Annotated in this window: 12 protein-coding genes; 6 read left to right on the top strand and 6 right to left on the bottom strand. The window is 64.1% G+C overall.

What is annotated here, in order from left to right; genetic code table 11:
• The first annotated feature begins 1 nt into the window (after window position 1).
• Window positions 2-967, top strand: coding sequence for a sensor domain-containing diguanylate cyclase (locus AC0J42_RS21545; RefSeq protein WP_473003694.1), 966 nt, complete (start codon window positions 2-4; stop codon window positions 965-967).
• Between the two features lie 38 nt (window positions 968-1,005).
• Here AC0J42_RS21545 and pbpG read toward each other — a convergent pair whose 3' ends face one another.
• Window positions 1,006-1,923, bottom strand: coding sequence for a D-alanyl-D-alanine endopeptidase (pbpG, locus tag AC0J42_RS21540; RefSeq protein ID WP_416425699.1), 918 nt, complete (start codon window positions 1,921-1,923; stop codon window positions 1,006-1,008).
• A 221-nt stretch (window positions 1,924-2,144) separates the two neighbouring features.
• On the opposite strand from pbpG, the gene AC0J42_RS21535 reads away from it, so the two are divergent.
• The gene (locus AC0J42_RS21535) at window positions 2,145-2,705 is read left to right on the top strand and encodes a hypothetical protein (protein WP_473003692.1); all 561 of its coding nucleotides are present in this window, start codon (window positions 2,145-2,147) and stop codon (window positions 2,703-2,705) included.
• Between the two features lie 147 nt (window positions 2,706-2,852).
• Here the strand turns inward: AC0J42_RS21535 and AC0J42_RS21530 are convergent, their stop codons facing one another.
• A complete protein-coding gene (locus tag AC0J42_RS21530; protein ID WP_473003691.1) occupies window positions 2,853-3,050 on the bottom strand; it encodes a hypothetical protein in 198 nt (65 codons plus the stop codon).
• 138 nt (window positions 3,051-3,188) lie between these two features.
• Complete coding sequence (locus AC0J42_RS21525) at window positions 3,189-3,509, bottom strand: hypothetical protein (RefSeq protein ID WP_416425694.1); 321 nt, start codon at window positions 3,507-3,509, stop codon at window positions 3,189-3,191.
• Window positions 3,510-3,687: 178 nt separating this feature from the next.
• Here AC0J42_RS21525 and AC0J42_RS21520 point away from each other — a divergent pair, with 178 nt between their 5' ends.
• The gene (locus AC0J42_RS21520) at window positions 3,688-4,506 is read left to right on the top strand and encodes a shikimate 5-dehydrogenase (RefSeq protein WP_416425693.1); all 819 of its coding nucleotides are present in this window, start codon (window positions 3,688-3,690) and stop codon (window positions 4,504-4,506) included.
• Here AC0J42_RS21520 and AC0J42_RS21515 read toward each other — a convergent pair whose 3' ends face one another.
• Window positions 4,507-5,160: a YceH family protein gene (locus AC0J42_RS21515; protein ID WP_473003689.1), complete on the bottom strand. Its 654-nt coding sequence runs from the start codon at window positions 5,158-5,160 to the stop codon at window positions 4,507-4,509.
• 123 nt (window positions 5,161-5,283) lie between these two features.
• Between AC0J42_RS21515 and AC0J42_RS21510 the strand changes: the two genes are divergently transcribed.
• Window positions 5,284-5,793 (top strand): DUF1993 domain-containing protein, encoded by a 510-nt coding sequence (locus tag AC0J42_RS21510; RefSeq protein ID WP_473003686.1) that lies wholly within the window; start codon window positions 5,284-5,286, stop codon window positions 5,791-5,793.
• Between the two features lie 162 nt (window positions 5,794-5,955).
• Window positions 5,956-7,116, top strand: coding sequence for an MFS transporter (locus AC0J42_RS21505; RefSeq protein WP_473003684.1), 1,161 nt, complete (start codon window positions 5,956-5,958; stop codon window positions 7,114-7,116).
• Window positions 7,117-7,118: 2 nt separating this feature from the next.
• On the opposite strand, the gene nhaR is transcribed toward AC0J42_RS21505, so the two are convergent.
• Window positions 7,119-8,012, bottom strand: coding sequence for a transcriptional activator NhaR (nhaR, locus tag AC0J42_RS21500; RefSeq protein WP_416425687.1), 894 nt, complete (start codon window positions 8,010-8,012; stop codon window positions 7,119-7,121).
• A 113-nt stretch (window positions 8,013-8,125) separates the two neighbouring features.
• On the opposite strand from nhaR, the gene AC0J42_RS21495 reads away from it, so the two are divergent.
• A complete protein-coding gene (locus AC0J42_RS21495) occupies window positions 8,126-8,878 on the top strand; it encodes a TerC family protein (RefSeq protein ID WP_473003682.1) in 753 nt (250 codons plus the stop codon).
• Window positions 8,879-8,972: 94 nt separating this feature from the next.
• Here the strand turns inward: AC0J42_RS21495 and AC0J42_RS21490 are convergent, their stop codons facing one another.
• Complete coding sequence (locus tag AC0J42_RS21490) at window positions 8,973-9,140, bottom strand: hypothetical protein (protein ID WP_473003680.1); 168 nt, start codon at window positions 9,138-9,140, stop codon at window positions 8,973-8,975.
• Window positions 9,141-9,263: the final 123 nt, after the last annotated feature.

Raw genomic sequence — 9,263 nt, 5'->3', positions numbered from 1 at the left:
GATGCTGGCCCCAGCCAAACCGGTGAACGAAGCCGAGCGCGTGAGCACCTTGCGCGCGATGAACATCCTCGATACCGCACCCGAAGAGCGGTTCGATCGCTTGACGCGCCTGGCCCGCAGGCTGTTCGACGTGCCAATCGCGTTGGTCAGCCTGGTGGACGTCAACCGCCAATGGTTCAAGTCCTGCCAGGGCCTGAGCGCCAGCGAAACGCCGCGTGATATTTCGTTCTGCGGCCATGCGATCCTCGGCGACCAGGTGCTGATGATTCCTGACGCCACCAACGACGAACGTTTTCATGACAACCCGCTCGTGGTGGGCGATCCGCATATCCGTTTTTATGCTGGTTGCCCGCTGCGGGTGGGCAATGGCGCCAAGATCGGCACGCTGTGCCTGATTGACTCGCGCCCGCGTATCCTCGATGCCGAGGAGCGCGAGCTGTTGCGCGATTTGGCGAGCATGGCCGAGCAGGAAATCGAGGCGCTGCAGTTGGCGACCATCGATGACCTGACCCAGGTGTCCAACCGCCGTGGTTTCGAGGCCCTGGCCGAGCACGCGTTAAGCATCTGCAAGCGCATGAACACGCCAGCGTCGCTGCTGTTTTTCGATTTGAACGATTTCAAGAAGATCAACGACACCTGGGGCCACGCCGAGGGCGATCGGGCGCTGGTGGCGTTCGCCGAGACCTTGCGCGAGGTGTTGCGCGAGATGGACCTGGTGGGGCGCCTGGGCGGGGATGAGTTCGTGGCCCTGCTGATGGGCTCCAATGCCCAGGATGGCGACCTGATTGCCGAGCGGCTGAAGGAAGCGCTGGCGCGCAAGAACGCCGAGGCCCGGCGTGGCTACGACATTCGCTACAGCATCGGGCGGATCGAGTACGACCCGGCCAGGCACGATTCGATCAAGCGCTTGCTGGCCGAGGCGGATGCGGCCATGTACGCCCACAAGCAGGCCAGCCGCCGGCATTGACCCTGCACGGCAGGGTCAATGCGGCGTGGCAGGCTAGGTCAGTCGACCTGGCGGCCGTGCTTGTCGGTCTTGTAGCGCAGGGCAACGGCAGGGGCGGCGGTGCCACGGCCGGTCTCGACCCAGTTGCGCAGGCGGGTGGCGTCGGCGAAGGTGGTGAATTTACCGAAGGCATCGAGGATGACCATGGCCACCGGGCGGTTGCCCATGGTGGTCAGCAGCACCAGGCAGTGCCCGGCCTGGTTGGTGAAGCCGGTCTTGGTCAGGCGAATGTCCCAGTTGTTCTTGTTCACCAGGTGGTCGGTGTTGTGGAAGCCCAGGCTGTAGCTGGGTTTCTTGAAGAACACGGTTTTTTCGCGGGTAGTGCTCAGCTCGCGCAGGGTAGGGTAGTGCTGGGCGGCGATCAGCAACTTGCTCAGGTCGCGCGCGGTGGACGTGTTGTTGATGGACAGGCCAGTGGGCTCGGCGTAGTGGGTGTGGCTCATGCCCAGGCTGCGCGCCTTGGCGTTCATGGCGTTGATGAAGGCGCCATAGCCGCCTGGGTAGTGCTCGGCCAGGGTGGTGGCGGCACGGTTTTCCGAGGACATGAGGGCGATCAGCATCATGTCGTGACGGGTCAGCTCGCTACCCAGCTTGACGCGCGAGAACACGCCGCGCATCTCCGGGTTGTGGCTGATGTCCACGTCGATCATCTCGTTCATGTCCTGCTTGGCGTCCAGCACCACCATGGCGGTCATGAGCTTGGACACCGAGGCAATCGGCACGACGTTGTCGGCGCGGTTTTCGTAGATCACCTTGTTGGTGTCCAGGTCGATCAGCAGCGCGCTGCCCGAGGCCAGGTGCAACTGTGCGGGATCTCGTTGGGAAACAGGTTTTTCGGCAGCAACAGCGTTCGACGTGACGGCAGCAGTACCTGTCAGAACAAGCAACAGGCTGAGGATAGAAAGGGAGGTTTTCACGTGTAGCGCTCGCTAAAAAGTAGATAAGCCGTTTGTGACGGGTTGTTCTTGAAAAAACGCAGTAGTTTATGAGTATGGCTCAGCAACTGTCGATTGCCTGGCGGGCTTAAACCCCTGTAATAAAAAAATAAAAGTGATATTTCATCTTCGCTCGCCGTCCAAGGGCGGTCCGGCGGATATCTGCTTCCAAAAACGCTAAAAAACGACTCGGGAGTCGCGCAATGCTTAAGGGTTTCTTCAGCAAGGATTACAGGGCACTGCTGCTGTGGAGCAGCGTCATCGCGGTGGTCCTGCTGTTGTGTGCGTTCATTCAAAAACCGCTGGACGCCCTGGCCTGGGTGCAGGCGGTGGCGGTGGTCATCGCGCTGATGCTGGCCATCGCCGTGCCGGCGTTGCAGCGCAAGCAGGAAGCGGCCGCGCAGCACAAGCAGTGGCGCGAAGGGCAGGTGGGTTATGCCCGGCGCCTGCAGTACCTGGTGCTGGAGTTCCAGGAACTGCTCAACCAGGTGGGCGTGAGCATGGCGCACTGGCGTGCCACCGACCGGCACCGGGTGCAGGCGGTGCTGCAGGATTACCTGCACCGGCTGTTCGAGTCGCACAAGCATGACAACAACGACGACCGCATTGTCATCGCCCATGAGCTGCGCCAGGTGGTGAATGCCTTGATCGACGAGCTGGAAAGCGGCCGCTCTGATCGCGCGGTGCTGCAGGGCCTGGAAAAGCGCCTGCAGAAACTGGCCCAGCGGGCGCAGGCGAACGTGCTGATGGCTGAGCGCGCCTGAGTCCCCGGCAGGCCGCGTCCCGGCCCGATGGGGTGCCTGGGACGCGGCCTGTGGCCGCTGCTACAGGCGCCCAATTAAAAAGCCCCGCGACGCAGGCGGGGCAAGGGGGTGCGAGAGCAACGCACGGGATAAATTCGCGGTGCAGGGTCAGTGGGTCACCGCCGGGGTGGCCGGTTGCTGACCCTTGAAGCTCAAGGACAGGGCCTTGGCCTGGTCCAGCGACAACAGGGGGCCGCTGAGCGGTTCGCCGTCCTTGACCACATACCAGCAGGCCAGCAACCCCAGGTCGCGAAGGTTGGCGGGAACGGCGCTGCCGATGACTGACATGATGCTGACGGTGTTCATGGCTGACTCCTGCGAAACATGTGCCCAGCTTAGGGCGATGCAGGAGCGCTGAGAAATCACCGCTTTCAATAGTGATCATTGACTCGACACATCAGCTCACCGCAAGCGCCCCAGGGGCGAATGCGGTGGCGATGCGTGTTACCAGCCCGGACGACCGTAGTAGTAGCGTGGCGGCGGTGGCGGCGCGTAGACAGGCTGCGCGTACACGACCGGCTGCGGCGCGTAGTACACCGGTGGCGGTGGTGGAGCGACGTAGACCGGTGGCGGTGGCGCGGCGTAGACCGGCTGTTGCACCACGACTTCGCGTGGCGCCAGGGCGGAGGTCACCACGGCGCCGACTACAGCACCACCTAGAACGGCACCCAACACACCTGGACCACCGTGGCCGTAGGCCGACGCTTGGCCCGTTACGGCCAGGGCGCCGACCAGCAAGGCAATCTTGGGAAGCTGACGAATCATGACTTGTTCCTCATATTACGATTCCAGTACCCGGGACCGGATGGTTGGTCCAAGGACTGTCGCACTACTATGACAGCGAATTTGTAAGAATCTGCGACGGTGTTTGGTAAATTTTGTGTAAGGTCTGGAACCACAGTGTCCTTACATTTCAGTTACATGCCAGTGATGGAGCCTTGCAATGCCCATGATTCCCACACGCGACACCGTACTTTGCATGTCCCTGGCCGGGCGCCCGGGTACGTTCGGCGTGCGTTTCCACAACCACCTGTATGAACAGCTGGGTCTCGATTATTACTACAAGGCTTGCAGCACCAACGATCTGCCGGCAGCGGTTGGCGGTATCCGCGCCCTGGGGATCCGGGGCTGCGGGGTGTCGATGCCGTTCAAGGAGGCCGTCATCGCGCTGGTCGATGAGCTGGATGCGTCGGCGGCAGCCATTCAGTCGATCAATACCGTGGTCAATGATAACGGTCATTTGAAAGCGTACAACACTGATTACATCGCCATTCGTCAATTGATTGACCGTCATGGCCTGTCGCCCGACACCACGTTGGCCCTGCGCGGCAGCGGCGGCATGGGCAAGGCCGTGGCCTCGGCGTTCCGTGATGCCGGTTTCACCCAGGGCACCCTGGTGGCGCGCAACCCCGAAAGCGGCCCGGCGTTGGCGCGGCAGCTGGGCTACGAATGGCGCCCGGAGCTGGGCGACCTGCGCCCGCAGTTGCTGGTGAACGTGACGCCGATTGGCATGAGCGGCGGCCCGGAGGCCAACGACCTGGCGTTCCCCGCAGAAGCGGTGGAGGCGGCCAGCATCGTCTTCGACGTGGTGGCGCTGCCAGCGTTGACGCCGTTCGTGCAGCTGGGCCAGGCGCTGGGCAAACAGGTCATCACCGGCCTGGAGGTAATTGCCCTGCAGGCCCTGGAGCAGTTCGTGCTGTACACCGGCGTGCGGCCTACCGACGAGCAGGTACGCCTGGCCACCGAATACGCCCGCGGCTGATCACTCCAGCCGCGCGAGCCGCTCTTCCAGGGCGGCGATGCGCGCCTCCAGGGCTTCCATGCGTTCCAGCGTGACGCCGCTGTCATGGCTGGCGCGCTCGCTGCCGGCGCTGTGCCGCGTGGCCAGCAGCGCGTCCATGTCCACCGGGCCGCCCAGGGCGTGGGTGTAGCGGTCTTCGCGCTGGCCGGCCTGGCGTGGCAGGTGCAGGGCGTAGCCGCGCGCTACCAGACGGTCGAGCTGGTGCAGCACCTGCTCGTTGTCCTCGAAGTCGTGCATGCGGCTGCTGCGGGTCAGCAGTTCGTTGACCGTCTGCGGACCGCGCAGGAACATCAGGCCCATCAGGATCACCTGCGCCGGCACCAGCTCCAGGGCCTTGTCCAGGCGCTGTTCCCAGCGGTCGGCGCGGCTGCCCATCACCAGTCGGGTCAGGCCCTGGCCTTCCAGCTGGCGCAGGCTGTTGCCGACCTCGCCCTGGGTGAGGTTCATCACCGGCTCGCGGCTGGTTTTCTGGTTGCAGGCCAGCACCAGCGCGTTCAGCGTCAGCGGGTAGGTCTCGGGGTTGGTGGCCTGTTTCTCGATCAGCGCGCCCAGGATGCGGATTTCGCCGGCGCTCAGGGTCAGGTGTTCGGTGGGGGACGCGTTTTCGGCTGACATGGGGCGCTCCGTGGGCATGAAGGTCGGCGGAAACGCCAGTATGCAATAAAACACCGGACGCCGCGCCGGCACAGGTCTATCATTGCCGGCTCACTGCCTTTACAAACGTTATCAGGAGCTCCCATGAGCATTTCTCTGTACGCTGCCTCCGTTCCCGTCTTCAAGCAACTGCTGCTGGCCCTGGGCGATGTGCTCAAGAAGGCCGAGGACCACGCCGCGGCCCGCAACATCGAGCCGTCGGTGCTGCTGCAGTCGCGCCTGTACCCGGACATGTTCCCGCTGGTGCGCCAGGTGCAGATCGCCGTCGACTTCGCCAAGGGTGTGTCGGCGCGCCTGGCCGGTGTCGAAGTGCCGTCGTTCCCCGACACCGAGCAGAGCTTCGCTGACCTGCAGGCGCTGCTGGCCAAGGTGTTGGGCTTCATCGACGGCCTGGCCGCCGCGCAGATCGACGGCCAGGAAGGTCGCGAGATCGTGCTGCGCCAGGGCACCCCGAAAGAGAAGAAACTGAACGGCCAGACCTACCTGCTGCACTACGGCCTGCCGCAGTTCTTCTTCCACGTCACCACTGCCTACGACATCCTGCGCCACAACGGCGTGGAAGTGGGCAAGCGCGATTTCATGGGCGCTTATTGATCGCCCAAGGCTTCACCCCCTTGCCGTAGCCGCTGCCGCCAGGCTGCGCTGGCCCCTGAGTACGCCGAAAATATGCAGCGTGTTTCAGGGCCAGCGCAGCCTCCGGCAGCGGCTACGGTGGGCTGCGTCTGTTGTTCTATATTTTGCTTCTCCGAGGTTGCAATGCTGTTCCCCATTTTGCTGTTGTCGGCTGCCGGTTTCACCGTGCTGACCACAGAGTTCGTCATCGTCGGCCTGTTGCCGGCGATCGCCCGCGACCTGCACGTCAGCGTGTCCCAGGCCGGGTTGCTGGTCACCCTGTTCGCCTTTACCGTCGCCGCCCTCGGGCCATTCCTGACTGCGTACTGCGCACGCTTCGAGCGCAAGCGCCTGTTCGTCACCATCCTGCTGCTGTTCGCCGTGGCCAACGTCATTGCCGCCCTGGCGCCGAATATCATCGTGATGGGCATCGCCCGGCTGATCCCGGCCCTCGGGCTGCCGGTGTTCTGGGCCCTGGCCAGCGAAACCGCCGTGGACATCGTCGGCCCCGACCATGCCGGCCGCGCCATCGCCAAGATCGGTTTCGGCATCGTCTGCGCCACCGTGTTCGGCATTCCCGTGGGCACCCTGATCGGTGACGCCCTGGGCTGGCGCGCGGCGTTCTGGATTATCGCCGGCGTGGCCCTGGCCAAGGCGCTGCTGCTCACGGTGTTCCTGCCTGTCAGCGCGCCACGGGGCGAGGAGCGCTCGCTGCGCTCGCAGTTCGCCATCCTGCGCAACCCGCTGATGCAGGGCCATGTGCTGCTGTCCATCGTGGTGTTCTGCGGCATGTTCACCGCCTATACCTACCTGGCCGATATCCTCGAACGCCTGGCCGGTTTCGACGGCGCGGTGGTGGGCTGGTGCCTGATGGCGTTCGGCGCCGTGGGCCTGATCGGCAACTCCCTGGGCGGCCGCCTGGTGGACCGCCACCCGCTGATTGCCTCGATGCTGTTCTCGGCCTTCATGGTCGGTGGCCTGGTGGCTGTGGTGCCGACCATTCATTCCACCTTCGGCCTGGCCGTGGCCCTGGCCATCTGGGGCGTGACCCAGGCGGCGCTGTTCCTGGTCAGCCAGGTGCGGCTGATCAAGGCCGCGCCCCAGGCGCCGGCGTTCGCGGCATCGCTGAACATTGCCGGTGCCAACCTGGGCATTGGCCTGGGCGCCATTGTCGGTGGCCGGGTGATCGACACCCTGGGCCTGGGCAGCGTCGGTTTCGCCGCCGCCGGCTTCATGCTGCTGTCCATTGCCCTGGCGTGGCTGATGATGAGCTCGCGCCTGGCTGCACCGGCCCCTGCCGCCTGACCTCAGCCGAACAGCTCCCGGCGCGCGCCCTCGGTGATGGCGACGATGCCGGGATGGCTGACCTTGCGCTCCACCGAAATCGCATAGAACGACTCGCGCACCGCCTCGGTCTGGCCCACCAGGGTCACCCGGTGCTGCGCCTGGATTTCCTCGGCGATCACGCTGGGGCCGATGAACAGGCCGCTGCCGGATTGGCCGAAGGCCTGCATCAGGGCGCTGTCGTCGAATTCGCCGACGATACGCGGCTGGATCAGCTGTTCGCCGAACCAGCGCAGCAGGCGGCTGCGCACCATGGTCTCCTGGCCGGGAATCAACAATGGCGCGCCTTCCAGGCTGGCCGGGAAGCCAGGGCCATACTCTGCCGCCAGGGCTGGGGTGGCGAAGAAACTGATGCCCGACTCCCCCAGCTTCTGGCTGTAGCCCTTGATGTCCAGGTGCGCGGGCATGGGGCTGTCGGAGATCACCAGGTCCAGGCGCTGCACGGCCAGGTCGGCCAGCAGGCGCTCCAGCTTGTCCTCGCGGCAGGTGATGTGCACGGCCTCGGGCAGGTGCATGCTCGGTGCAATCAACCGATACACAATCGACTTGGGTACCACGTCGGCCACGCCCACGCGCAGGGGCAACACCTGCTGGCCGGCCTGGCCGCGCAGCAGGGTCTGCAATTCGTTGCCTAGCTGGAACATTTGTTCGGCGTAGGGCAGGGCTTGGCGCCCGGCGTCGGTCAGTTCGAGCTGGCGGCCCACGCGCTGGAACAATTCGATGCCGAAGGTCTGTTCCAGCAGAGTAATCTGGCCGCTGATGGTCTGCGGCGTCAGGTTCAACTGCTCGGCGGCGCGGGTGATGCTGCCGGTCTTGGCCACGGTCCAGAAATAGTGCAGTTGGCGGTAATTGAGCATGACAGTGCCGATTCGGAAAAACCGAAGTATAGCGGGGAAAAATACGAATTTTTCTGAGGTATCAAAGTTTCTAGACTGCGCGCTATCCACTCAACCGCATGAGCAGCGCCCCCATGGACTATCTTCTGCAACTCGCTTCCAGCCCCACCGCCTGGATCGCCCTGGCCACCCTGGTGGTGATGGAAATCGTGCTGGGCATCGACAACCTGATCTTCATCTCGATTCTTACCAACAAGCTGCCCAAGCAGTTCCAGGCGCGGGCGCGGCGCATAGGTATCGGCATGGCGCTGGTGCTGCGCCTGGGCCTGCTGAGCACCGTGGCGTCTATCGTGCAGTTGACGGAGCCGGTAATTGACCTGTTCGGCCAGGCGTTCTCGTGGAAGGACATGATCCTGATCGCCGGTGGGCTGTTCCTGCTGTGGAAGGCGACGCGCGAGATTCACCACAGCGTCGACCCCCGCGCCCAGCAGGAGGCCAGCGTGGGTGGCAAGGTGGCCATGGGCTTCGTGGGGGCGATCTGCCAGATCCTGATGCTGGACCTGGTGTTCTCCATCGACAGTATCATTACCGCCGTGGGCATGACCGAGCACTTGCCGATCATGATCATCGCCGTGATCAGCGCCGTGCTGGTGATGCTGCTGGCCGCCGAGCCCCTGGCGCGGTTCATCAACGACAATCCGACGGTGGTGATGCTGGCCCTGGGCTTCCTGATCATGATCGGCATGACGCTGATCGCCGAAGGCTTCGGCGCCCATGTGCCCAAGGGCTACGTGTACACCGCCATGACGTTCTCGGCGCTGATCGAAGGCTTGAACATGCTGGGCCGCCGCGCCCGGCAGAAGCGTGAAGCCACAGTCGTGTCATAAAGGGGCCGTAGCCGCTGCCGCCAGGCTGCGCTGGCCCTCGAATACACGCGAGATCTGCAGGGTGGATCGGGGCCAGCGCAGCCTTCGGCAGCGGCTACAGGTGTGCGGCGTCAGCGGTTGCGTGGGGTGTGGTGTCGCGGGCAGGCTTGGTTGGGGCAGGGTGCTGGTGGCGGCGCGCAATGCGCATCACACCCCATAGCATGGCGGCGGCCACCAGGATCCAGGCGCCGATCATCATGACAATGGCCATGGTCAGGCTCATGGGTGCCTCCTTGTGTGTTCGGGGTACTACAGGTGACAGTCTAGTCGGTGGCGTGTTTCAGACTATTGACCAAAGGTCGCAGACTTGGGTTGATTGGCTCTATGGCCAGGGTGAAACCGCACG

The sequence above is a fragment of the Pseudomonas sp. Tav-5-1A genome (assembly GCF_055755055.1).
This window is presented reverse-complemented; position numbering and strand designations above follow the sequence as displayed.

What these genes read in the sequence shown, in the direction of transcription:
- AC0J42_RS21545 (WP_473003694.1), top strand. Translation starts at nt 2, where the DNA reads ATGCTGGCCCCAGCCAAACCGGTGAACGAAGCCGAGCGCGTGAGCACC.
- AC0J42_RS21535 (WP_473003692.1), top strand. Translation starts at nt 2,145, where the DNA reads ATGCTTAAGGGTTTCTTCAGCAAGGATTACAGGGCACTGCTGCTGTGG.
- AC0J42_RS21530 (WP_473003691.1), bottom strand. Translation starts at nt 3,050, where the DNA reads ATGAACACCGTCAGCATCATGTCAGTCATCGGCAGCGCCGTTCCCGCC.
- AC0J42_RS21525 (WP_416425694.1), bottom strand. Translation starts at nt 3,509, where the DNA reads ATGATTCGTCAGCTTCCCAAGATTGCCTTGCTGGTCGGCGCCCTGGCC.
- AC0J42_RS21520 (WP_416425693.1), top strand. Translation starts at nt 3,688, where the DNA reads ATGCCCATGATTCCCACACGCGACACCGTACTTTGCATGTCCCTGGCC.
- AC0J42_RS21515 (WP_473003689.1), bottom strand. Translation starts at nt 5,160, where the DNA reads ATGTCAGCCGAAAACGCGTCCCCCACCGAACACCTGACCCTGAGCGCC.
- AC0J42_RS21510 (WP_473003686.1), top strand. Translation starts at nt 5,284, where the DNA reads ATGAGCATTTCTCTGTACGCTGCCTCCGTTCCCGTCTTCAAGCAACTG.
- AC0J42_RS21505 (WP_473003684.1), top strand. Translation starts at nt 5,956, where the DNA reads ATGCTGTTCCCCATTTTGCTGTTGTCGGCTGCCGGTTTCACCGTGCTG.
- nhaR (WP_416425687.1), bottom strand. Translation starts at nt 8,012, where the DNA reads ATGCTCAATTACCGCCAACTGCACTATTTCTGGACCGTGGCCAAGACC.
- AC0J42_RS21495 (WP_473003682.1), top strand. Translation starts at nt 8,126, where the DNA reads ATGGACTATCTTCTGCAACTCGCTTCCAGCCCCACCGCCTGGATCGCC.
- AC0J42_RS21490 (WP_473003680.1), bottom strand. Translation starts at nt 9,140, where the DNA reads ATGAGCCTGACCATGGCCATTGTCATGATGATCGGCGCCTGGATCCTG.